General features: G+C 71.1%; 19 protein-coding genes and 1 tRNA gene. 10 read left to right on the top strand and 10 right to left on the bottom strand.

What is annotated here, in order from left to right; all coding sequences use genetic code 11:
• Positions 1 to 6 precede the first annotated feature (6 nt).
• The 9 genes from hpf (at position 7) to CSC62_RS13875 (ending at position 7,499) form a co-directional block, all read left to right on the top strand.
• Positions 7 to 324 carry a ribosome hibernation-promoting factor, HPF/YfiA family gene (gene hpf / locus CSC62_RS13915; protein ID WP_162407284.1) on the top strand — a complete coding sequence of 106 codons (318 nt, stop codon included), beginning with the start codon at positions 7 to 9 and terminating at the stop codon, positions 322 to 324.
• A 97-nt stretch (positions 325 to 421) separates the two neighbouring features.
• A complete protein-coding gene (gene hprK / locus CSC62_RS13910) occupies positions 422 to 1,375 on the top strand; it encodes an HPr(Ser) kinase/phosphatase (protein WP_162407283.1) in 954 nt (317 codons plus the stop codon).
• A complete protein-coding gene (rapZ, locus tag CSC62_RS13905) occupies positions 1,372 to 2,241 on the top strand; it encodes an RNase adapter RapZ (RefSeq protein WP_162407282.1) in 870 nt (289 codons plus the stop codon). Before hprK ends, rapZ begins: the two co-directional genes overlap by 4 nt.
• 151 nt (positions 2,242 to 2,392) lie before the next feature.
• Entirely contained in the window at positions 2,393 to 2,785 is a 393-nt protein-coding gene (locus CSC62_RS13900; protein ID WP_162407281.1) for a PTS sugar transporter subunit IIA, read from the top strand.
• Positions 2,778 to 3,047: an HPr family phosphocarrier protein gene (locus CSC62_RS13895; protein ID WP_162407280.1), complete on the top strand. Its 270-nt coding sequence runs from the start codon at positions 2,778 to 2,780 to the stop codon at positions 3,045 to 3,047. The genes CSC62_RS13900 and CSC62_RS13895 overlap by 8 nt, the downstream gene beginning before the upstream one ends.
• 49 nt (positions 3,048 to 3,096) lie before the next feature.
• The gene (gene ptsP / locus CSC62_RS13890; RefSeq protein WP_162407279.1) at positions 3,097 to 4,815 is read left to right on the top strand and encodes a phosphoenolpyruvate--protein phosphotransferase; all 1,719 of its coding nucleotides are present in this window, start codon (positions 3,097 to 3,099) and stop codon (positions 4,813 to 4,815) included.
• A gap of 126 nt (positions 4,816 to 4,941) precedes the next feature.
• On the top strand, positions 4,942 to 6,303 hold the full coding sequence (gene mgtE / locus CSC62_RS13885) for a magnesium transporter (RefSeq protein WP_162407278.1): 1,362 nt from the start codon (positions 4,942 to 4,944) through the stop codon (positions 6,301 to 6,303).
• 103 nt (positions 6,304 to 6,406) lie between these two features.
• Positions 6,407 to 7,207 carry a carboxylesterase family protein gene (locus CSC62_RS13880; protein WP_162407277.1) on the top strand — a complete coding sequence of 267 codons (801 nt, stop codon included), beginning with the start codon at positions 6,407 to 6,409 and terminating at the stop codon, positions 7,205 to 7,207.
• 13 nt (positions 7,208 to 7,220) lie between these two features.
• Positions 7,221 to 7,499, top strand: a complete 279-nt coding sequence (locus tag CSC62_RS13875; protein ID WP_162407276.1) for a hypothetical protein — start codon at positions 7,221 to 7,223, stop codon at positions 7,497 to 7,499.
• A gap of 11 nt (positions 7,500 to 7,510) precedes the next feature.
• On the opposite strand, the gene pgi is transcribed toward CSC62_RS13875, so the two are convergent.
• The 6 genes from pgi to pcnB all read right to left on the bottom strand — a co-directional run bounded on the left by pgi (position 7,511) and on the right by pcnB (position 13,128).
• Complete coding sequence (gene pgi, locus CSC62_RS13870) at positions 7,511 to 9,025, bottom strand: glucose-6-phosphate isomerase (RefSeq protein ID WP_162407275.1); 1,515 nt, start codon at positions 9,023 to 9,025, stop codon at positions 7,511 to 7,513.
• Positions 9,025 to 9,405, bottom strand: coding sequence for an aspartate 1-decarboxylase (gene panD / locus CSC62_RS13865; protein WP_162407274.1), 381 nt, complete (start codon positions 9,403 to 9,405; stop codon positions 9,025 to 9,027). Before panD ends, pgi begins: the two co-directional genes overlap by 1 nt.
• 56 nt (positions 9,406 to 9,461) lie before the next feature.
• A complete protein-coding gene (gene panC, locus CSC62_RS13860) occupies positions 9,462 to 10,304 on the bottom strand; it encodes a pantoate--beta-alanine ligase (RefSeq protein WP_162407273.1) in 843 nt (280 codons plus the stop codon).
• Positions 10,305 to 10,351: 47 nt separating this feature from the next.
• Positions 10,352 to 11,167, bottom strand: a complete 816-nt coding sequence (gene panB, locus CSC62_RS13855; protein WP_162407272.1) for a 3-methyl-2-oxobutanoate hydroxymethyltransferase — start codon at positions 11,165 to 11,167, stop codon at positions 10,352 to 10,354.
• Between the two features lie 96 nt (positions 11,168 to 11,263).
• A complete protein-coding gene (folK, locus tag CSC62_RS13850) occupies positions 11,264 to 11,764 on the bottom strand; it encodes a 2-amino-4-hydroxy-6-hydroxymethyldihydropteridine diphosphokinase (RefSeq protein WP_162407271.1) in 501 nt (166 codons plus the stop codon).
• On the bottom strand, positions 11,761 to 13,128 hold the full coding sequence (gene pcnB / locus CSC62_RS13845) for a polynucleotide adenylyltransferase PcnB (protein ID WP_343039610.1): 1,368 nt from the start codon (positions 13,126 to 13,128) through the stop codon (positions 11,761 to 11,763). Before pcnB ends, folK begins: the two co-directional genes overlap by 4 nt.
• A gap of 59 nt (positions 13,129 to 13,187) precedes the next feature.
• On the opposite strand from pcnB, the gene CSC62_RS13840 reads away from it, so the two are divergent.
• Positions 13,188 to 13,262 (top strand) — tRNA-Glu (locus tag CSC62_RS13840).
• Positions 13,263 to 13,425: 163 nt separating this feature from the next.
• Here the strand turns inward: CSC62_RS13840 and CSC62_RS13835 are convergent.
• From CSC62_RS13835 to CSC62_RS13820, 4 genes are all read right to left on the bottom strand, one after another.
• A complete protein-coding gene (locus CSC62_RS13835) occupies positions 13,426 to 14,856 on the bottom strand; it encodes a sugar porter family MFS transporter (protein WP_162407270.1) in 1,431 nt (476 codons plus the stop codon).
• A 102-nt stretch (positions 14,857 to 14,958) separates the two neighbouring features.
• A complete protein-coding gene (locus CSC62_RS13830; RefSeq protein ID WP_162407269.1) occupies positions 14,959 to 17,391 on the bottom strand; it encodes a glycoside hydrolase family 95 protein in 2,433 nt (810 codons plus the stop codon).
• A 66-nt stretch (positions 17,392 to 17,457) separates the two neighbouring features.
• Positions 17,458 to 20,325: a TIM-barrel domain-containing protein gene (locus tag CSC62_RS13825; protein ID WP_162407268.1), complete on the bottom strand. Its 2,868-nt coding sequence runs from the start codon at positions 20,323 to 20,325 to the stop codon at positions 17,458 to 17,460.
• Positions 20,326 to 20,424: 99 nt separating this feature from the next.
• Positions 20,425 to 22,098, bottom strand: coding sequence for a GH35 family beta-galactosidase (locus CSC62_RS13820; protein WP_246194451.1), 1,674 nt, complete (start codon positions 22,096 to 22,098; stop codon positions 20,425 to 20,427).
• Positions 22,099 to 22,150 lie beyond the last annotated feature (52 nt).

Raw genomic sequence — 22,150 nt, 5'->3', positions numbered from 1 at the left:
TTCACGATGCGCATCGAAACGTACGGCCAGCAGATCGAGGTCACCCCGGCCCTGCGCGAGTACGTCGAGGAAAAGCTCCAGCGCCTCGGACGCCATTTCGAGCAATCCCTCGAGGTCCGGGTCCAGCTGGGCCTGCGCAAGCCCTCGCACCACGCGACCGCCGACCTGGTCGTGCCCGGCAAGACCCTGCACGCCGACGCCGACGGCGAGAACATGTACGCGGCCATCGACCTGCTGGCCGACAAGCTCGACCGCCTGATCCTCAAGCACAAGGAGAAGCAGCAGGACCACCACGCCCCGCGGGTGGTGTCCGACGCGCTCTGAGCCCTGACCCGGGACAGGCGCGCCTTCCCGCCGGCGGTGCCCACGCGCCGCCGGTTTGGGCGACAATCCGGCGACCCCAGCCGACGAGACGGGCCGCATGAGGAACGCCAGCATCACCGCGCGCGAGCTGTTCGAGCAGCAGCAGGAGAAGCTGGCCCTGCGCTGGCTGGCCGGGCGCAAGGGCGAGGTCCGCGAGATCGAATCCGGCGAGACCAACGCCCGCCGGCCCTCGCTGGCCGGCTACCTCAACGCCGTCTACCCCAACAAGGTCCAGATCCTGGGCAGCGAGGAGCTGGCCTGGCTGGATTCGCTGGACTCGCGCCAGCGCTGGGAGACGATCGAGAAGATCATCCAGTTCCGGCCGCTGGCGCTGGTGGTCAGCAAGAACCAGTCCTGCCCGGAGGACCTGCGCGCGGCCGCCGAGGAAACCGACACGCCTTTGTGGGTCTCGCCCAAGCGTGGCCACGAACTGCTCAACCACCTCTCCTACCACCTCGCCCGCACGCTCGCACCGCGAGTCACCCTGCACGGGGTGTTCATGGAGATCTATTCGATCGGGGTGCTGATCACCGGCGAGGCCGGCTCGGGCAAGAGCGAGCTGGCGCTTGAACTGCTCAGCCGCGGCCACCGCCTGGTCGCCGACGATGCGCCGGAATTCACCCAGATCGCCCCGGACGTGCTCGACGGCACCTGCCCGGAGCTGCTGCAGGACCTGCTGGAGGTGCGCGGCCTGGGCGTGCTCAACGTGCGCGAGATGTTCGGCGACACCGCGGTCAAGAAGAACAAGTACCTGCGCCTGATCGTGCACCTGACCCGGCCCATGACCGAGCCCAACCCGCACGGCTACGAGCGCCTGACCGGCGACTCCGGGACCCGCCACGTGCTCGACCTGGACGTGCCGCTGATCACCCTGCCGGTGATGCCCGGCCGCAACCTGGCGGTGCTGACCGAGGCCGCCACCCGGCTGCACATCCTGCGGACCAAAGGCATCGACCCGGCGGCCATGTTCATCGCCCGCCACAGCAACCTGCTGGAGCGGCGCGGGACATGAGCGCGCGCTCGACCGTGGTCATCGTCAGCGGCCTGTCCGGCTCGGGCAAGTCGGTGGCGCTGAAGACCTTCGAGGACCTGGACTACTACTGCGTCGATAACCTGCCGATCGAGCTTTTGCCGGCGTTCGTGCGCACCCTGGTCCGCGACGACGGCCTGCCCGAGCGGATGGCGGTGGGCATCGACGTGCGCAGCCGCCACAGCGACCTGAGCCGGCTGTCGGAATGGCGCGCGGCGGCGGCCTCGCTGGGGGTGGACGCGCAGCTTTTGTTCTTCGAGGCCGACGACGAGATCCTGCTGCGCCGCTACGCCGACACCCGCCGCCGGCACCCGCTCAGCCGCCTGGGGCTGTCCTTGCCGCAGGCCATCGCCAGCGAGCGCGCCCTGGTCCAGCCTTTGCGCCAGGAAGCGGACGCGGTGATCGACACCAGCGGGCTCAACGTCCACCAGCTGCGCCGCCAGGTGATCACCGGCTTCGCCCTGGAGCACAGCCCGGGGCTGTCCCTGCTGTTCGAATCGTTCGCCTACAAGCGTGGGGTGCCGGAGGAGGCGGACTTCGTGTTCGACGCCCGGGTCCTGCCCAATCCGCACTGGGATCCCGAGCTGCGGCCGCTGACCGGTCGCGATCCGCGCGTACGCGACTACCTGGACTCCCAGCCGGAGGTGGAGGCCTACGCGGGCCAGGTCGCCGCGTTCCTCGACACCTGGCTGCCCAAGCTGCGCAGCGACACCCGCGCCTACGTCACCGTGGCCTTCGGCTGCACCGGCGGCAAGCACCGCTCGGTCTACCTGGCCGAGCGCCTGGCCGCCCACGCCCGCGCCCAGGGCTGGAACGAGGTGGCCACCTACCACCGCGAACAGGACTGACCGCTCCCACGCACCCGGCCCACGGCAACCGACCGCATCTCCCGCCCCGTCCCGGGGACAACGCAGGACAACCCGGGACATCGGCGATTTCCGGCAAAAAAGCCGGCGCGACCCACTGACGGCGGTCATAGCGCTCTGTTAACTTTCCGCCATGGCCTGTGGCATCCTCCTGATCACCCACCCCGGCGTCGGCTCCGCACTGCTTGCGGTGGCGACCGCCCTGCTGCGCAACCTGCCGCTGCGGGCGGAAGCCTTCGAAGTGCCGTTCGACGCCGACCTCGAACAGCTGCTGCCGGCGGCCTCGGCCGCCCTGCGCCGGGTCGACGGCGGCGACGGCGTGCTGGTCCTGACCGACCTGTACGGCGCCAGCCCCAGCAACCTGGCCGTCAAGGTCGCCCGGCTCGGCACCCCCGTCCGGCGGGTGGCGGCGCTGAGCCTGCCGATGCTGCTGCGGGTGATGAACTACCCGGAACAGGGACTGGACCAACTGCCCGCCACCGCCGCGGCGGGCTCGCGCAATGGAGCGATCATCGACGATGCTTGAACGTGAACTCACCGTCTCCAACCGCCTGGGCCTGCATGCTCGGGCCACCGCCAAGCTGGTGCAGGTGCTGGCGCCGTTCCGCTGCACGGTCACCCTGCAGGCGAAGGGACGCGAGGTCAACGCCAAGAGCATCATGGGGGTGATGCTGCTGGCGGCCGGCCAGGGCACCCCGATCACCGTCCGCACCGACGGCGAGGACGAGGCCGCGGCCATGGACGCGCTGGCGGCCCTGTTCGAGCGCCGCTTCGACGAGGACGCATGAGCCGCGGCCCGGCCCGCGTCACGCCCGCACCCCGCCGGGAACCCCGGGGGTGACCCAGTCCTTCGCCGGCCATGGCGCGTCGCGCGGGCTGGCGCTGGGACGTGCGCGCGTGCGCCTGCCGCATGCGCTGGAGATCGGCGAGCAGCACGTGCCCGCGGCCCAGGTCGAGGCCGAGGCCGCGCGCCTGCAGGCCGCGCTGGAGGCCGCCCGCGCCGAGATGCGCACCCTGCGCGAGAAGCTGCAGGGCGCCCTGTCCCGGGACGCGATCGAGTTCATCGACCTGCACGCCCTTTTGCTGGACGACCCCGAGCTGGTCCAGGCCCTGGACGGGCTGATCCGTCAGGAACGCTATTCGGCCGGCTACGCCCTGCGGGTGCAGCGCGATCGCCTGGCGGCGGTGTTCGAGTCGATGGACGACCCGTACCTGAAGGCGCGGCTGGACGACCTCGACCATATCATCGGCCGGGTCAACGCCCACCTGCACCGGCGCGAACCGCTGCCGCGCGGCACCGCCGGCGAGATCCTGGTCTGCGAAAACGTCGCCCCGTCCGAGATCGCCCAGCTGCAGGCGCAGGGCGTGGTGGCGATCGTCTCGGCCGCCGGCAGCCCGCTCTCGCACAGCGCGATCCTGGCCCGCAGCCTGCACCTGCCGCTGGTGGTGGGCGCGGCCGAGGCGCTGGCCCGGATCAACGACGGCGACGTGGTCATGGTCGACGGCGACAGCGGCCGGGTGGTGGTCGACCCCGACGCCGCCGAACTGCACGACTACCGCGCCCGCGAGCAGCAGGAGGCACGCGAGCGCCGCGACCTGGAGCGCCTGCGCAGCAAGCCCACCCGCACCCGCGACGGGATCGACATCGCCGTGTACGCCAACGCCGAGTCGCGCGAGGACGTGGCCCGCGCCCACGCCCTGGGCGCGGCCGGCGTGGGCCTGTACCGGACCGAGTTCCTGTTCCTGCAGAGCGAGCAGCTGCCGGACGAGGAGGAGCAGTTCCTCGCCTACCGCGACGCGGTCCTGGCCATGCCTGGCCGCCCGGTCACCTTCCGCACCCTGGACCTGGGCGCGGACAAGGCCGACCGCGCCGGCCTGGCCCTGGCCAACGAGGACAACCCCGCGCTGGGCGTGCGCGGCGTGCGCCTGTCCCTGCTGTACGACCGCGTGTTCGACACCCAGCTGCGCGCGATCGTTCGCGCCTCGGCCTACGGCCCGGTGCGGGTGCTGGTGCCGATGGTCGCCTGCCGCGAGGAACTGGTGATCGTACGCCGGCGCCTGGCCCGCGCAGTGGCGAGCGTGCGTCGGCACGGCGTCGCGGTGGAGCCGCCGCCGCTGGGCGCGATGATCGAAGTGCCGGCCGCGGCCATCGGCGTGCACGGCCTGGCCGACGCCGTGGACTTCCTCTCGGTCGGCACCAACGACCTGGTCCAGTACCTGCTGGCGGTGGACCGCAACAACGACGCCCTCGGCGACCTCTACTCGCCACTGCATCCGGGCGTTTTGCGGCTGCTGGCGCACGTGATCGGCGCCGGCGTCCAGCACGGCGTGCCGGTGGCGGTGTGCGGCGAGATGGCCGGCGACGTGCGCCTGGCGCCGCTGCTGCTGGCCCTGGGCCTGCGCGAGTTCAGCCTGCACCCGGCCAACCTGCTGGAGCTGCGCCGCGCCATCCGCGACTGCGACCTGGCCGCGTTGCAGGCCGGCGCGCCGAAGCTGCTGCAGGCGCGCGACCGCAGGGCGATCGAACGCTGGCTGGCTGCGGCCACGCAGACGTAGGTCGTCGCGCGCATGGGCAGCCGCGCGCTCTATACCAATGCAACACGCGCGGGCGATAATCGCGGCATGGACACCTGACCTGCCGCGCGTCCTCCGGGTTCGCGGCCCCAACCACCGGAGACGCGCATGGCCGAAGCCGTCCGCCACGACAAGACCGCGCGCCAGCTGCGCATGCTGTCCGACGCCCTGGACAGCGGCCGGCTCGGCCCGGTGCGGCGGCTGGTCAACACCCTGTCCCCGGCCGAGATCGGCAACCTGCTCGAATCGCTGCCGCCCGGCAAGCGCGAAGTGGTCTGGGGCCTGGTCGATCCCGAGGACGACGGCGAAGTGCTGGTCCACGTCGGCGAGGAGGTCCGCGAGAGCCTGATCGCCGACATGGACCCGGACGAACTGGTCGCCGCGGTCGAGGACCTGGACATCGACGACCTGGCCGACCTGGTCGAGGACCTGCCGGACACGGTCATCGACGAAGTCCTCAAGTCGATGGACCGCGAGAACCGCGAGCGCCTGGAGCAGGTCCTGTCCTATCCCGAGGACAGCGCCGGCCGCCTGATGAACCCGGACGTGGTCACCGTGCGCGCCGACGTCAACGTCGACGTGGTCCTGCGCTACCTGCGCCTGCGCGGCGAACTGCCCGACCACACCGACCATCTGTACGTGGTCAGCCGCCGCCACCAGTACCTGGGCCGGGTGCCGCTGGCCGCCCTGGTCACCCACGAGGACTCCACCCCGATCAACCGCCTGATCGACGACGAGCAGCCGGCGATCGACGTGGGCGAAGGCGCCCAGGAAGTGGCGCGCCAGTTCTCCGACCACGACTGGGTCTCCGCACCGGTGGTGGACGACAACAACATCCTGCTCGGCCGGATCACCATCGACGACGTGGTCGACATCATCCGCGAGCAGGCCGAGCACCAGGCCATGGGCGCGGCCGGCCTGGACGAGGACGAGGACCTGTTCTCGCCGGTCCGGCGCGCCGTGCGCGGCCGCGTGGTCTGGCTGGGGATCAACCTGTTCACGGCCTTCCTGGCGGCCACGGTGATCAACCAGTTCGACGTGACCCTGCAGAAGATCGTGGCCCTGGCGGTGCTGATGCCGATCGTGGCCGGCATCGGCGGCAACGCCGCGGTCCAGGTGCTGACCCTGATGGTCCGCGGCCTGGCCCTGGGCCAGGTCGGTTCCAGCAACGCCGGGATCCTGTTGTGGAAGGAGATCCGGGTGGCGCTGATCAACGGCCTGCTGATCGGCGGCATCGTCGGCGTGATCGCCTTCCTCTGGTTCCACAGCCTCCTGCTGTCGCTGGTGATCGCGCTGGCGCTGATGCTGAACTTCTGCGCCGCCGCCAGCGCCGGGGTGCTGCTGCCGTTGCTGCTCAGGCGCCTGAACATCGACCCGGCGGTGGCCGGCACGGTGGGGGTCACCGCGGTCACCGACGTGATGGGCTTCTTCTGCTTCCTCGGCCTGGCGACCCTGATCCTGCTGCATTGAGCGCGGTCCGCCGGATGCCGGCGCCTCCACGGGCACGGCCCATGCTGCCGTCTTCGCCCCACCGGCCTATGCTGGGCATCCCGCCGCGGAGGAGTGTAATGCGATGCGCCTGCGATCCTGCCTGTTCCTTGCCGCCCTGCTGTCGCTGTCGATCCTGATGGGCGCCTGCCAGTCCCGCCCGGACCGCCCCGCCGGCGGCCATTTCCTCGAGCGCACGCTCGAATTCGAAGGCCGGTCCTTCCGCTACGCGGTGTTCGTGCCGGCGACCGCGGCGGCCAGGCCTTTGCCGGTGGTGCTGTTCCTGCACGGCTCCGGCGAGCGCGGCCGCGACGGCCATGCCCAGACCACCGCCGGCCTCGGGCCCTGGCTGCGCCGCAACACTGACAGCTTCCCGGCGCTGGTGGTGATGCCGCAGGTGCCGGAGAACGAGGAGTGGATGGGCTTCAACGCGCGCATGGCGCTGGCCGCCCTGGACGCGGCAAGCGCCGAGTTCGGCGGCGACCCGGCGCGCACCTACGCTACCGGCATGTCGATGGGCGGCTACGGCACCTGGGAAGCGGCGCTGCTGGCGCCGCGGCGCTTCGCCGCGCTGGTGCCGGTGTGCGGCGGCGTGCGCGCGCCGCGTGCAGTGCGCCCCACCCTGTTCGTCACCGCCGTGGCCGGCGAGGCCGATCCCTATACCGCGCTGGCCACCCGCCTGAAGCACGTGCCGGTCTGGATGTTCCATGGCGCCCTCGACGACCTGGTGCTTCCGGACGACGACCGCCGCCTGCACCGGGCCGCCGCCGTGGTCGGCGCCGACTTCCGCTACACCGAATACCCGGACGGCAACCACAACGCCTGGGACGCCACCTACGCCGACCCGGCGATGTGGGACTGGCTGTTCGCCCAGCGCCTGCCCTGAGGACCCGAAGACGATGGCCGAACTGGTCGACGAGTATTTCCAGCCCGGCTGGCGCAGCCGCCGGATCGAGTGCGCCGCCTGCGAATGGCGCGGCGACAGCCGCGGCATGAGCCTGCAGCCGCACGAGGACCTGAGCGAATACCTGTGCCCGCAGTGCGAGGACATCCTGCTGGTGGTCCGGCATCCGGACATCGCGCAGGTCCGCGCCGCCGCCGCGGCCGGGCACCCGGAAGCGCTGGAGCAGCTGGCGCTGGTGGAGGAATACCTGCGGCAGCGAGGATCGGAAGGCTGACCGGGACGCCCTCAGCGCCCCAGCCGCGCGATCAGCTCCGCCGTGACCGGATCGGCCGCCTTCGTCTCCCCGCGCAGGGCCGGCAGCAGGGTGCTGGCAACCTGCTTGCCCAGCTCCACCCCGAACTGGTCGAAGGCGTTGATGCCCCACACCACCGACTGCACGTAGACGCTGTGCTCGTACATCGCCAGCAGAGCGCCCAGCGACTGCGGGGTCAGCGCGTCGAGCAGGATCGTGGTGCTCGGCCGGTTGCCCGGGTAGACCTTGTGCGGATCCTCGCTGGACTGGCCGTTGGCCAGCGCCTCGGTCTGCGCCAGCAGGTTGGACAGCAGGGCATCGTGGTTTTCGGCGTAGGGATCGTCGTTGTGCACGGTGCCGATGAAGTCGGCCGGTACGATCCCGGTGCCCTGGTGCAAAGCCTGGAAGAAGCTGTGCTGCACGTCGGTGCCCGCTCCGCCCCACCACACCGGCACGGTGTCGGCGGCGACCGGGCTGCCGTCCAGCTTCACCCGCTTGCCCAGCGACTCCATCACCAGCTGCTGCAGGTAGGCCGGCAGCAGCGCCAGGCGCTGGTCGTAGGTCATCACCGCGTGCGAGGCCAGGCCCAGGGCATTGCGGTTCCAGACCGCGGTCAGGCCGTGGCGCACCGCCAGGTTGGATTCCAGCGGCGCCTCCAGCACGTGCGCATCCATCAGCGCCGCGCCTTCCAGCAGCTGCTCGAAGCGCTCGAAGCCGATCGCCAGCGCGATCGGGAAGCCCACCGCCGACCACAGCGAATAGCGGCCGCCGACCCAGTCCCACATCGGCAGGACGCGTTCGGCGGCGATCTCGAACGCCGCCGCGGCGCGTTCGGGATTTGCGCTGACCGCGTAGATGCGCTCGCTGCCGCCGAGCCAGTCGCGGACGATGGCGCCGTTGAGCAGGGTCTCCTGGGTGCCGAAGGTCTTGGAGATGAGGATCGCCGCGGTACGCTTCGGGTCCAGCGGCGCCAGCACGCGCTGGGCCGCGGCGCCGTCGACGTTGGAGATGAAATGCACCCGGAAGCGTCCCGGCACCGGCCCGCGCAGGGCATCGGCCACCAGCCGCGGCCCCAGGTCCGAGCCGCCGATGCCGACGCTGACGATGTCGGTGACATCGCTGGCCTCCAGCGACTCGATCAGCCCGCGCATGCGCACACGCACCGCCGCGGCGGTCTCGTAGGCCGCATGCGCCGCCGGCGCCGGCGACAGGTCGCCGCGCAGGGCGGTGTGCAGCACGGCCCGTCCCTCGGTGACGTTGATCTTCTCGCCGTCGAACATGCGCCGGAACGCGCCGGCCAGGTCGTGCCCGCGCCCCAGCGCCAGCAAGGCGTCCCAGGCGGTGGCGTCATAGCGCTGGCGGGCGAAGCTGGCGTACAGCGGACCGACCTGCAAGGCCTGCGCGGCCACCCGTCCCGGTTCGTCTTTCAGCAGCCCGGCGATGCTGGCGCCGGACAGGCGCGCGGCGTGGGACTGGAGGGATTCGGTACCGGGGACGGATGCGGTCATCAGGCGGCCTGCTTGGGGATGGTGTGGTTGGTGTGGGTGATGCGGTTGGCCGCGTCGACGTAGACCAGGTTGGGCTGGAACGCGTCGGCCTGCGCGGCGTCCATCGAGGCGAACGCGGCGATGATCACCAGGTCGCCCACCTGCACGTGGCGCGCGGCGCCGCCGTTGAGCGAGACGATCCCGCTGCCCTCGTCGGCGCGGATGGCGTAGGTGGTGAAGCGGCTGCCGTTGGTGACGTCCCACACGTGCACCTGCTCGAACTCGCGGATGCCGGTGGCATCGAGCAGCAGGCCGTCGATCGCCACCGAGCCTTCGTAGTTGAGCTCGGAGTGGGTGACGGTGGCGCGGTGGATCTTGGCTTTCAGCAGGGACAGGAGCATCGGGCGTTCAACTCTTCGACGTGGATGGTAGCAACGCGCGCGGCGTCGCTGGGACTTCAGAACTCGAGGTTGTCGATCAGCCGGGTCGCGCCCAGGCGCGCGGCGACCAGCGCGACCCTGGGCCCGGCCTCGCCGTCGACCGGTTCGGACAGGTCCGGACGACGCAGCGCGGTGTAGTCGACCGCGAAGCCCTCGGCCTGCAACTGGGCGGTGGCCTGCGCCTCCAGCGTCGTGCGCGGCGTGCCGGCCAGGCAGGCATCGCGCATCTGCCGCAGGACCCGGTGGATCGCCGCCGCGCGCGGGCGCTCGGCCGCGCCCAGATACTGGTTGCGCGAACTCATCGCCAGGCCGTCGGCCTCGCGGACGATGCCGCCGCCGAGGATCTCGATCGGGAACTGCAGGTCGGCCACCAGCTGACGGATCACCGCCAGCTGCTGGTAGTCCTTCTTGCCGAACGCGGCCACGTCCGGCAGCACCTGGTGGAACAGGCGGCTGACCACCGTGCACACGCCGTCGAAATGGCCGGGACGGCACTCGCCCTCCAGCACGGCGCTGACGCCGGGCACGTGCACCTTCGAGGCCAGCTCGACCCCGAACGGGTACATCGATTCGACCGTGGGCAGCCACAGCACGTCGCAGCCGGCGCCTTCCAGCCCGGCGGTGTCGGCGTCGGGGGTGCGCGGGTAGCGGGTGAAGTCTTCGTTCGGCCCGAACTGGGTCGGGTTGACGAACACGCTGGAGACGACCCGGTCGGCGTACTGGCGGGCCAGCATCACCAGCGAGTAGTGGCCGGCGTGCAGGTTGCCCATGGTCGGCACGAAGCCCACCCGCAGGCCCTGCCGCCTCCAGCCGCGCACGCGCTCGCGCAGGGCGTCCAGTTCGGTGATGGTCTCGATCATGGGGTTCCGGTCTCGGCGTGCGGGTACGGCTGGCGGGCGCGGCGTGGTCAGGCGTAGGCGTGTTCGGCGTCGGGGAAGCTGCCGTCGCGCACCGCCTGGGCATAGGCCGCGAACGCACCAGCGACCGAGCCGCCCTGGGCCAGGAAGTCCTTGACGAAGCGCGGCCGGCGGTGGCCGCTATCCAGGCCGAGCATGTCGTGCAGCACCAGCACCTGGCCGTCGCAATGCGGGCCGGCGCCAATGCCGATGGTGGGCACCTCCACCGCGGCGGTGATCTTCTGCGCCAGCGGGGTCGGCACGCATTCGAGCACCAGCAGGGAGGCGCCGGCCTCGACCGCGGCGCGGGCGTCGGCCAGCAGCCGCGCGGCGGCCTGCTCGTCGCGGCCCTGCAGCTTGAAGCCGCCCAGCCGCAGCACCGACTGCGGGGTCAGGCCCAGATGGGTGCAGACCGGGATCTCGCGCTCGACCAGGAAGCGCACCACTTCGAGCTTGTGCCCGGCGCCCTCGATCTTGACCATCTGCGCTCCGGCCTGGAGCAGGGCCACAGAGGCGTCCAAAGCGCGCTCCGGGGTCGCGTCGGCCTGGAACGGCAGGTCGGCCACCAGCAGCGCCCGCTGCAGCACCCGGGCCACCGCGGCGGTGTGGTAGGCCATGTCGGCCACGGTCACCGGCAGGGTCGAGTCGTGGCCCTGGACAACCATGCCCAGCGAGTCGCCGATCAGGACCAGGTCGATCCCGGCCTGGTCCATGATCCGGGCGAAGCCGGCGTCGTAGGCGGTCAGCATCGCCAGCCGGCGGCCCTCCCGCTTGGCCTCGGCCAGGGCCGGGACGGTCCAGGGCTTCTGCCCGGCATGTACGCTCATCGGGAGGAGTTCCGCGTGGTAAAGCGCGGCATTATCGCCCAGAACGCCGGCAGGTCCGCGGCGGCGGCCGGAACACTCCGGCCCGGCCGCCCACCCTCAGGCGCCATCCAGCAGTTCCACCCCGGCCGGATCGATCGCGCGCAGGGCTTCGCCGACGCTGCCGTGGCCCGGGAACGGCTCGGCCGCGGCGATCTCAGCCAGCGGCACCAGGGCGAAGGCGCGTTCGTGCAGGTGCGGGTGCGGGACCCGGAGGCCGGGCTCGTCGATCATCCGGCCGCCGTACAGCAGCAGGTCCAGGTCCAGCAGCCGCGGGCCCCAGCGCGAATCCGGGCCGCGCTCGCGCCCGGCCCGGCGCTCGATCTCCAGCAGCGCCGCCAGCAGGGTCTGCGGCGCCAGCCGGGTCTGCAGCAGGGCCGCGGCGTTGACGAAGTCCGGCTGGTCGGTGCGGCCCCAGGCGACGGTGCGGTAGCAGCGCGACACGGCCAGCAGGCGGGTGTCGGGCAGCGCGGCCAGGGCCTGGGCAGCCGCGTGCAGGGTCGCCTGCGGATGCCCCAGGTTGGCGCCCAGGCCTATGCAGGCGTGGACCGGGGCGTTCATTCGCCGGCCGTGGCAACCCGCCGGCGCCGGCGGCGACGGCGCCGCGGCGCGCCCGGCTCGTCCGCCTCGCCCTCGGCCGCGGCGGCCTCCAGGCTGGCCGACAGTTCGTCGCCGGAGCTGGCCTGGGCCTCCCGCCAGAACTCGACGTCGGCGGCGTGGCCGTCGGAGGCGGCCAGGCGCAGGACCAGGAAATCGAACGCCGCGCGGAAGCGCGGGTGGGCCAGCAACCGGAACACGCGCTTGCGCTGGCGGCTGGAGAAGCGCGACTGCAGCAGCCAGATCTCCTGCATCGGCAGCGAGAAGCGCTTTGGCAAGGCGATGGTCTGGGCCTGGTGCAGGGTCACCCGGTCGGCGGCGCGGCGCTGCGCCTCCTCCGGCTGCATGCCCTGGGCCTGCAGCCCGGCCAGGGCGCGGCAGTAGGCCGGCCACAGCAGCAGGGCGAACAGGAAGGCCGGCGAGACCGGCTCGTCAGCCGCGACCCGGGCGTCGGTGTTGCCCAGGCCCTGGACCAGCATCCGCCGCAGGGCGCCGCTGCGGTTGGAGCGCAGGGCGGCGGCGGTCTCGGGCATCAGCGCGCCGAGCAGGCCGTGGCGCTCCAGGCCCTCGAAGCTGGCCACCGCGTGCCCGGACAGGAACAGCTTGAGCATCTCCTCGAACAGCCGCGCCGGCGCCGCCTCGCCCAGCAGCCCGGCCAGGCGCGGGATCGGCTCGGCGGTGGCCGGCTCGATCGAGAAGCCCAGCTTGGCCGCCAGCCGCACCGCGCGCAGCATCCGCACCGGGTCCTCGCGGTAGCGGGTCTCCGGGTCGCCGATCAGGCGCATGGTCCGCGCCTGCACGTCCTCGAAGCCGCCGGTGTAGTCGCGCACCGAGAAGTCCTCGATCGCGTAGTACAGGGCGTTGCAGGTGAAATCACGGCGGACCGCGTCGTCCTCGATCGTGCCGTAGACGTTGTCGCGGACCAGCCGCCCGTCCTCCATCTCGCGGTCGCCGCTGCCGTCGTCGATGTTGGCGCGGAAGGTGGCGACCTCGATGATCTCGCGCCCGAACACCACGTGGGCCAGGCGGAAGCGGCGGCCGATCAGCCGGCAGTTGCGGAACAGTTGCTTGACCTGCTCGGGCGTGGCGTCGGTGGCCACGTCGAAGTCCTTGGGGTGCATGCCCAGCAAAAGGTCGCGGACCGCGCCGCCGACCAGGTAGGCGCCGAAGCCGGCCTCGCGCAGGCGGTAGAGCACGCGCAGGGCGTTGGGGCTGATGTCCCGGCGGGAGATCGTGTGCTGGTCGCGCGGGATGCTGCGCAGGACGGGCGTCGGGAGGGCTTGCGGATTGATGGGCGTGCTTCCGTGAACAGGGTCGTGCCGGACCATTGCCGTCCGGCGGGCGCGTGAATATACTAGCGCGCCTTCGCCGGTTACACCCGTACAACGCTCCCTTCGTCTAGTGGTTAGGACGTGGCCCTCTCAAGGCTAAAACAGGGGTTCGAGTCCCCTAGGGAGCGCCATCCCGGTGCAGCGAAGCGACAAAAAGCCCCGTTTCCGGGGCTTTTTTGTTGTACGGCGCCCGGCCCTGCCCTTTGCAGGCGCCGGTCCTGCCGGCGGCCGCCAGGGCGGCCGGCCGGCCATCGGCAAGGACCGCGGGGCAGGACGCCTGCCCCGCCGCGAGTCTCAGCCCTCCATCTGCTCGAGCTTGATGCCCTTGGTCTCGTGCACGTACTTGAGCACGAAGGCCACCGAGACGAAGGCCGCGACCATGTAGATCGCATAGGTCGAGGCCAGACCGATCCCCGCCAGCAGGATCGGGAAGCTCATCGTCACCGCGAAGTTGGACGTCCACTGCGCCGCACCGGCCACCGCCAGCCCCGAGCCTCGGATCTGGTTGGGGAACATCTCCCCCAGCATCACCCACATCACCGGGCCCCAGGACACGTTGAAGAACACCACGTAGACGTTGGCCGCCACCAGCGCCAGCGTGCCCATGTGCCCCGGCAGCTGCAGGTGACCGTCCACCAAGGAACCGCTGGCGAACGCCCACACCACCAGCGCCAGGCTCACCGCCATCCCCGCCGAGCCCACCCACAGCAGCGGCTTGCGCCCGACCTTGTCGATCAGCACCACCGTCACCAGGCAGGCACCAATGCTCAGCGCCCCGGACAGCACGTTGATCAGCAGCGCGTCGGCCTCCGAGAACCCCACCGCCTGCCACAGCACCGCCCCGTAGTAGAACACCACGTTGATGCCCACCAGCTGCTGGAAGGTGGCCAGGCCAATGCCCACCCACACGATCGGCCGGATCTTGCCGGTGGCCTTGTTCACCAGGTCGCCCAGGGTCGGGCGGTGGTGGTCGGCCGACAGCGAGGCCTCGATCTCGGCCAGGGTGGCCTGGGCGGCCTGCGGCCCGTACAGCCTGGACAGCACCGCCAGGGCCTGGTCCTTGCGGCGCTTGACCACCAGGAACCGCGGGCTCTCCGGGATCACCAGCAGCAGCACCAGGAACAGGGCCGAGGGCAAGGCCATCATCCAGAACATCCAGCGCCAGGCCGGCTGTCCGGCCCACAGCGCCTCGGTCGAGGTCCCGGCCGCCTGGGCCAGCAGGTAGTTGCTCAGGAAGGCGGCGAACAGGCCGGAGATGATCGCGATCTGCTGGACCGTGGCCAGCCGGCCGCGGTAGCGGGCCGGGGCCACCTCGGCGATGTAGGCCGGCGACATCACGCTGGCCGCGCCCACCGCGAACCCGCCCAGGACCCGGGCGGCGATGAACACCAGCGAGCTGGGGGCCGCGCCCGAGCCCAGGGCCGAGAGCAGGAACAGCACCGCCGCGGCGATCAGCACGCTGCGCCGGCCCCAGCGGTCGGCCAGGCGGCCGGCGAAGAACGCGCCGATCGCGCAGCCCAGCAGCATCGAGGCCACCTCGAAGCCCAGCGCCGCCTTGGACGAGCCGAACGCCTGCTGCAGCCCGTCGACCGTGCCGTTGATCACGCCGCTGTCGAAGCCGAACAGGAAGCCACCGATGGTGGCCACACAGCTGATCAGGATGATGAATCCGGTGTTCTCCGCGCCCGCCGCGGTAATCCCGCCGGCGGTCTCGCTCGCGCCCATGCCTGCCATTGCCATCCCCTCTAGGGTTGTCGTTGTTCATGTGTGGAGGCCGGAATGTACCGGCTTCGCATCGCTCGCCGCACGCAGCAGTGCGCGACGCGCCTACGCGTGCCTCAACCGCCGTCCTTTCCAATCGAGCGTCGCCACGGCACCTGCGTCCAGCGCCACCTCCAGCGCCTGCCCTCGATACTCGATCCGGTAGCGGCCGCCACGGCGGCTGCGCAGCCTCGCCCGCAGCAGCTGGCCGCCGTTCCATTCCAGGTCGACCTCGCCCGCGCCGCGCACCTGCAGCCCGGCCACCCGGCCCCGCGGCCAGGCCGCCGGCAGGGCCGGCAGCAGGAACACGCTCCCACCCCAGCTCTGCAGCAGCATCTCGGTGATCCCCGCGGTGCCGCCGAAGTTGCCGTCGATCTGGAACGGTGGGTGCGCGTCGAACAGGTTGGGATAGGTGCGCGAGGGGCTGAGCAGCATCGCCAGCACCTGGTGCGCGTGTTCGCCGTCATGCAGCCGCGCCCACAGGTTCAGGCGCCATCCGATGCCCCAGCCGGTGGCCTCGTCGCCGCGGAGCTCCAGCGAGCGCCTGGCCGCCGCGGCCAGATCGGGGGTGTCGCGCACGTTGATCTGGCTGGACGGATGCAGCGCGTACAGGTGCGAGACGTGGCGGTGATGGATCTCCGGCGCGTCCATGTCCCAGTCCTGCTGCCACTCCTGCAGCTGCCCGGCCTTGCCGATCCGGTGCGGCGGCAGCCGCCGGCGCAGCGCTTCCAGCCTGGCCGCCAGTTCCGTGTCCACGCCGAGCAGGCCGGCGATCTCGATGCACTGGCCGAACAGGTCGCGCAGGATCTGCGCATCCATCGACGGCCCGGCGCACAAGGCGGCGCCGTGCGGATGCTCGTTCTCCGGCGAGATCGACGGCGCGGTGACCATCGCCCCGGTGCCCGGGTCCTCGACCAGGGTGGCGGCGAAGAATTCGGCCGCGCCCTTGAACAACGGCCAGACCCTGCGCAGGTACTCCGGGTCGCGGCCGTAGTCCCAGCGGTCCCACAGGTGCTGCAGCAGCCAGGCGCCGCCGGTCGGCCACAGGCCCCACTGCGCGCCGTCGATCGGCGCGCTGCGCCGCCACAGGTCGGTGTTGTGGTGCACGACCCAGCCGGGCGCACCGTACATCCGCCGCGCGGTCTCCGCGCCGGCCTCGGCCAGCTCGGCCACCATCCGCTCCAGCGGCTCCACGCACTCGGCCAGGGCGTTGGCCTCGGCCGGCCAGTAGTTCATCTGGGTGTTGATGTTGATCGTGTACTTGCTCTCCCACGGCGGGGACAGCAGGTCGTTCCAGATGCCCTGCAGGTTGGCCGGCTGGGAGCCGGGCCGCGAGCTGCAGATCAGCAGGTAGCGCCCGAACTGGTGGTACAGCGCGGCCAGCGCCGGGTCGCCACCCTGGGCGAAACGGGCCACGCGCGCATCCGTCGGCAGGCCGGCGACCTCGGCCGGGCTGTCGCCGAGGTCGATCGCGACGCGATGGAACAGCCGGCGGTGCGCGGCCATGTGCGCGGCCAGCAGCTCGTCCCAGGACTTGGCCGCGGCCGCGTCCAGCTGCGCCCGGGTGATCGCCTCCGGGTCGCCGCCGATGTCGTCGTAGCGGCGGAAGCTGGTCGCCGCGGTCAGCAGCAGCACGACCTCATCGGCTTTGAGCACCTCGATCCGCTCGCCGCGCCGGCGCAGGCTGCCGCCGCGCGCCAGCACCCGCAGCCGGGCGACGAAGCGCAGTCCGCCCTCGATCCCGAAGGCATCGCCGTTGCGTCCTCGCAGCAGAAGTCCGTGCTCGCCATCGGCCTCCACCGCAGCCTGGGCGTGATCGCTGCCCAGGCCGATGCGCAGGCCGATCCGCCGCGGCTTGTCGCCGCTCAACCGCACCGCCACGCATTGGTCCACCGCCGAGACGAAGGCCTCGCGGGTGTGCTGCATGCCGCGCGCCTCGAAGGTGCTGGTCGCCAGCGCCCGGTCCAGGTCCAGCTCGCGGCGGTAGCCGTTGAGTTCGGAGATCTCGAGGAAATCCAGCAGCAGGTCCCCCAGCGGCTGGTAGGGCATCTGCTTCTTCGGCTGCCCCATCATCTTCGCGTTGGCCAGTGCCTCGGCCTCGGCGTAGCGGCCGGCGAACAGCAGCCGCCGCACCTCCGGCAAGGCGGCCAGCGCTTCCGGCGGAGTCGGGTCGTAGGGCTGGCCGGCGTAGAGGGTGTCCTCGTTGAGCTGCAGGCGCTCGGACCGGCCGCCTCCCCAGACCATCGCCCCGAGCCGGCCATTGCCCAGCGGCAAGGCCTCGACCCATTGCGTGGCCGGGCGCGGGTACCACAGCTTCAGCGCCGCATTCCCCTGCCCCGCGGGAGCCGCAGCGTCCGCGGCTGCGGCGCCGATGGCACCGGCCATTGCGGCCAACGCGCTGCCGCCGGCGACAGCGGCCGGCGTGGCGGCCCTCGCACCGCCGGCGACGGCCAACGCCGCCGCGGTTCCCTTCAGCAGCTCGCGTCGGGTCAGGCTCATCCTGCTTCCTTCATGCGCGTCGCGGCACGCACCGGCATGGCGCCGGCACGTGCCGCGACCGGTGGCTCAGCCGCGCGGACGGCGCACGGTGACGGCCTTGCCGTCGTAGCGGATCGTGGTGTCGGCCGCGGGCTCCAGTTCGCCGACGCCGTCGCGCGGGCCGTCGACCCAGCGCACCCGGATCTCACGCTGCGCCTGCATGCCCGGGTACTGGCCCTGGCGCGCGCCGATGACCAGCTCGCCGCGCTTCTCGTTCCAGGCCAGCGGGATGCGGCTGGATTCACCGCGCTCGTAGCCGTAGTTGCGGCCCTGGTCCTCGTACAGCGAGAAGCTGCCGTCGGCACCGGTGTAGACCTCCAGGGTGACCGGCGCGTCCGGCTTTTCGTCCACGTACTGCTGGACCACGGTGCGCGGCACGATCGAGCCGGCGCGCACGAACAGCGGGCTGCGCTCCAGCGGCGCGGCCGCCTCGATGGTCTGCCCGCCGGCGTGGCGCTGGCCGGTGTGGAAGTCGATCCAGCTGGTGCCCGCCGGCAGGTACACCGGACGGTGGGTCGCCTTGAACGCGGTCACCGGCGCGACCAGGAAGGCCGGGCCGAACAGGTACTGGTCGGCGATGTCGCGGACCTTGGGATCGGCCGGGAAATCCATCGCCAGCGTGCGCAGGATGGTGCCGTCCTTCTGATTGGTGTCGCCGGCCAGGGTGTAGATGTAGGGCAGCAGCGCGTAGCGCAGCTTCAGGTAGTGGACGAAGCTGGCGTAGTGCGGCGTGCCTTCCGGGGCGATGTTCCAGATCTCGCGATAGGGGAACTGGCCGTGCAGGCGGAAGATCGGCACGAACGCGCCGTACTGGAACCAGCGCAGGCTCAGCTCGCGCCATTCGGCCAGGTGCGCCGGGTCCTGGCTCTCGTAGCGCTTCTCCGGCGAGAAGCCGCCGATGTCGAAGCTGACGTTGGGCGCGCCGGCCATCGAGGCGTTGACCAGGCCGGAGATCTGCTCGCGTAGGTCGTCCCAGCGCGGGACGATGTCGCCGCTCCAGAACGCCGCGCCGGCGCGCTGCTGCCCGGCGAAGAACGCGCGCGAGAGGATGAACACGCGCTTGTCCGGCTCGACCTCGCGCGAACCGCGGTAGACGCCTTCCGAATGGACCAGCGGATAGGAGTTGAAATACTCGACCGAAGGACCGAGCGCGGTCGGCGTGGTCCGCGCCTTGCGCTCGCCGATGTCGATGTTGCTGTGCAGGTCCGGCTCGGAGGCGTCAAGCCACCAGGCATCGAAGCCCTTGCTGTTGAGCTTCTCGTTGACCTGCCGCCAGAAGATGTCCTGGGCCTGCTTCGAGTACGGGTCGTAGAAGGAGTTCAGGTAGCCCTTGCCGATCCAGTCCAGCTCGCCGACCTCGACGTTGCGTTGGTACATGTGCCCGGCCGCGTCCAGTTCCTTGTAGTTGGCCGTGGTCGGATAGAACTTGGGCCACACCGAGATCATGATCTGGGCGTGCTGGTCGTGGACGTGCTTGACCATCCCGTCCGGGTCCGGGAAGTTCTTCGAGTCGAAGTCGTGCGAGCCCCAGGCGTTCTCCGGCCAGTACGACCAGTCCAGGACGATCGCGTCGATCGGCAGGCCGCGGCGGCGGTACTCGTCCAGCGCGCCGGTCAGCTCGGCCTGGGTCTTGTAGCGCTCGCGGCTCTGCCAGAAGCCGTAGGACCACTTCGGCAGCAAAACCGCCTTGCCGGTCAGCTCGCGGTAGCCGGCAACCACCTCGTCGCCGCTGCGGCCGGCGACCACGTAGTAGTCGATCATCTGCCCGGCCTCGGACCAGATCGACAGGTCCCTGGCCTGCTCCGCCGGCAGCGGGTCGCGGTGCAGCAGGGCGATGTAGGCCGGGTCGATCGCGTCCCACTCCACCCGCACGGCGTGCTTCACGCCCGGCTCCAGCTCCAGCGCGAACTCGTGGTGCCACGGGTTCCAGTTCTGGCGCCAGCGGTCGATCACCAGCTTGCCGTCCACGTACACCTTGGCGTATTCGCTGTTGTACATGGAGAAGGTGTGGCGGCCGCCGTTCCTGGCCTCGATCGCGCCTTCCCACACCACCTGGGTGCGACCGCCCTGGGCGGTGTTCCAGCCCTTCTTCGGCAGGGCCTTGAGGTCCTTGATGTACTGGTAGTTGACCTCGGCCTCGCGGCGCACGACCCGGGCCTTGCCGTCGATCGAGTAGGTCGCGGTCAGCGCGCCCGGCTTGCCCCCAGCGTCGTACACCACCAGGCTCTCCTGCAAAGGACGCAGGCCGCGCGGGTCGCCGTAGCGGGTGATCGAATTGTTGTCCCAGAGGATGCCGAAGTTGCGGCTGGACACCAGGTAGGGAATGGCGTTGTCGATGTTGTGCTGGAGCAGCTCGACGTCGCGGCCCTTGAGGTTCATCCAGCCCTGCTGGTGCAGGCCGGTGCCGTAGAAGGCCTCGTCGTCCGGCGACTGGAAGCGCTGGCGCAGGCTGTAGTACGGCTTGCCTTCGAACTCCACCGCCTCGAACGTGCGCGCCCCTTCGGTCTCGGCCAGCAAGGGCTTGCCGGCGGCGTCGAAGAAGCTGACCCGGCCGTCGTCCAGCGCCACTTCGGCGGCGATCCCGGCGGCCTTCAGCCGTACCTTGCCCTCGCCTTCCTCGAGCTGAAACGCGCCGGCCGGAACGGCCGCCGGCGCGCGCATCAGGCTCGGGCTGCGCTGGAAATCGCCGTCGGGATCGGCGCTGACGCGGACGATGCGGTCGCCGACCAGCTGCAGGCGCACGTCGGCGGCGGCGGCATCGGCCGGGCGCACGATCACCCCGTCGAGCTGGCGCTCCACCGTCTGCGCCGCCGCGGCCCAGGGCAGCGTGGCGGCGGCCACGGCAATCGCCAGCAGGCTGGCGCGGGCATGGACGTGCTTGTTCTCGCGGTTCATCGGTATTCCCCTCGTTGCGGCGCCCTTGCGGCGGCGCCCTTTGCCATATGCCGGCGCCTCACGGCGGCGCCTTGCTGTGTTCTGTGGTGCGACGTCGGATCAGTAGCTGGCCATCTTCACCCGCAGCAGCTGGGTGGCGCTGGAGAAGTTGAGGCCGTAGTCGGTCTGGTCGCCGTTCCAGCGGCGGCGGAACGTCCATTCGCCGTCGACGTAGGTGCCCTCGTCCACGTACTCGTAGATCTGGCGGTCGGCCAGGGCCGGGTCGGCGGCGGTGATGTTGATCCGCGCGTGGGCGCCGGTGACCAGGAACTCGTCCGGCCCCAGCTGCACCACCAGCGCGCGGCCGATCGGCTCAGGATTGCCCGGCGGCTCGCCCTGGAACCAGAACTGCGGCACACCGTAGGTGACCACCATGTTCCAGCGCTCGTCGATCTTCAGCGTCTGCACCGCCTGGCCGGGCTGCTCGGCGGTGCCGCGGACCTTGCCCTCGAAGCTGGCCTGGGCGATCACCGGCGCCGCCGGCGCGACCAGGCGGTAGTTCAGGGCGAAGGTCTCCAGCGTCTCAGGGTTCATCGCCTTGGCGCCCAGCGGGTAGTTGGAGTACTTCGAGTAGTCGATCCCGAACGGCGACCAGCCAATCGCCTGCTGCCCAAGGGCCGAGAAGAAATAGCGCGCGTACTCCTCGCGGTTGCCGGTCTCGGCCACGAACAGCGGGTTGTCCGGACGCGAGTAGCGCTCCAGCACCGTGGTGTAGTGGCTGTACTCGGGCATGTAGATGTCCGGCGCCAGCAGGTCGATGTGCGGGGCGGCGGCCTTGTAGATGTCGAGCACGTTGTCGGTCGGACCGCCGCTGGCGTACTGGCCCGGCTGGCCGGGGTTGAACGGCCCGCGCAAGGCGGCGTTGACGAACATCGGCAGCGGGTACTCGGCCTTGCCCGCCTGCGCGACCTGGTCGATGTAGTGGGCGATGTGCCAGGCGTGGAAGAACTCGTCGGCATCGGCGCCGAACACCTCGCGCCAGCTGCCGGGCTGGCGGCCCAGCTTCTGCAGCAGGGCCTGCGGCACGGGGCCGTCGAACGCCTTCTGCGCCAGCGGCGAGAAGTCGCGCACCGCGCCGTAGGTGCCCGGTTCGTTCTGCGGCTGGACCATGATCACGGTGCGCTGCGGATCGGCCTGCTTCAGGTGCCGCATCAACTGCACGAAGGCCTTGCGGTCGGCCTCCAGGGTCGCCTGCCCATGCGGCGAGAGCGAGTTGATCGTGCGCCCGTCGGCAGTGACCACGCGCGGGAATCGCGCGTTGTCCAGCTTCACCCACTTCGGCGCGTAGTGCGGGGCGTTGTTCTTCCAGGTCGCGAACCACAGCAGGATCAGGCGCACGTCCTTCTCGCGCGCCTGCGCCAGCAGGGTGTCGACGAAGGAGAAGTCGAACTTGCCCTCCTCGGCCTCGACCTGCTCCCAGGCCACCGGCACCATCACCGTGTTCGGCTTGACCACCTCGATCGCCGGCCAGACATCGTCCAGCGCCTGCGGCCAGTTGCTGGAGTTGTTGACCTGGGCGCCGAGGATCAGGAACGGCTTGCCGTCCACCAGCAGGGCGTGGCGGCCGTGCTCGGTGACCACCTTCGGCAGGGGCGCCTCGGCCGTGGCGGCAGCAGAGGGGGAAGCCGCATCGGCACCGGCGTCACCCTGCCCGGCCTCGCCGCCCCCACCACCACAGGCGGCCAGCAGCAAGGCCAGCGACACCAGCCATCCGGTCCATACGCCGCGCGCCATCGTCCCGTCCTTCATTCCCCTCATTCCCGTCGCTCCCTTCATTCCCTGCTTC

The sequence above is a fragment of the Pseudoxanthomonas jiangsuensis genome (assembly GCF_010093185.1).
Taxonomy (GTDB): Bacteria; Pseudomonadota; Gammaproteobacteria; order Xanthomonadales; family Xanthomonadaceae; genus Pseudoxanthomonas; species Pseudoxanthomonas jiangsuensis.
Note: the sequence above shows the minus strand (reverse complement) of the source record. Positions and strands in the feature narration are given on the sequence as shown.

Coding starts and splice junctions, on each gene's coding strand:
- hpf (WP_162407284.1), top strand. CDS start 7: ATGCGCATCGAAACGTACGGCCAGCAGATCGAGGTCACCCCGGCCCTG.
- hprK (WP_162407283.1), top strand. CDS start 422: ATGAGGAACGCCAGCATCACCGCGCGCGAGCTGTTCGAGCAGCAGCAG.
- rapZ (WP_162407282.1), top strand. CDS start 1,372: ATGAGCGCGCGCTCGACCGTGGTCATCGTCAGCGGCCTGTCCGGCTCG.
- CSC62_RS13900 (WP_162407281.1), top strand. CDS start 2,393: ATGGCCTGTGGCATCCTCCTGATCACCCACCCCGGCGTCGGCTCCGCA.
- CSC62_RS13895 (WP_162407280.1), top strand. CDS start 2,778: ATGCTTGAACGTGAACTCACCGTCTCCAACCGCCTGGGCCTGCATGCT.
- mgtE (WP_162407278.1), top strand. CDS start 4,942: ATGGCCGAAGCCGTCCGCCACGACAAGACCGCGCGCCAGCTGCGCATG.
- CSC62_RS13880 (WP_162407277.1), top strand. CDS start 6,407: ATGCGCCTGCGATCCTGCCTGTTCCTTGCCGCCCTGCTGTCGCTGTCG.
- CSC62_RS13875 (WP_162407276.1), top strand. CDS start 7,221: ATGGCCGAACTGGTCGACGAGTATTTCCAGCCCGGCTGGCGCAGCCGC.
- pgi (WP_162407275.1), bottom strand. CDS start 9,025: ATGACCGCATCCGTCCCCGGTACCGAATCCCTCCAGTCCCACGCCGCG.
- panD (WP_162407274.1), bottom strand. CDS start 9,405: ATGCTCCTGTCCCTGCTGAAAGCCAAGATCCACCGCGCCACCGTCACC.
- panC (WP_162407273.1), bottom strand. CDS start 10,304: ATGATCGAGACCATCACCGAACTGGACGCCCTGCGCGAGCGCGTGCGC.
- panB (WP_162407272.1), bottom strand. CDS start 11,167: ATGAGCGTACATGCCGGGCAGAAGCCCTGGACCGTCCCGGCCCTGGCC.
- folK (WP_162407271.1), bottom strand. CDS start 11,764: ATGAACGCCCCGGTCCACGCCTGCATAGGCCTGGGCGCCAACCTGGGG.
- pcnB (WP_343039610.1), bottom strand. CDS start 13,128: ATGGTCCGGCACGACCCTGTTCACGGAAGCACGCCCATCAATCCGCAA.
- CSC62_RS13835 (WP_162407270.1), bottom strand. CDS start 14,856: ATGGGCGCGAGCGAGACCGCCGGCGGGATTACCGCGGCGGGCGCGGAG.
- CSC62_RS13830 (WP_162407269.1), bottom strand. CDS start 17,391: ATGAGCCTGACCCGACGCGAGCTGCTGAAGGGAACCGCGGCGGCGTTG.
- CSC62_RS13825 (WP_162407268.1), bottom strand. CDS start 20,325: ATGAACCGCGAGAACAAGCACGTCCATGCCCGCGCCAGCCTGCTGGCG.
- CSC62_RS13820 (WP_246194451.1), bottom strand. CDS start 22,098: ATGGCGCGCGGCGTATGGACCGGATGGCTGGTGTCGCTGGCCTTGCTG.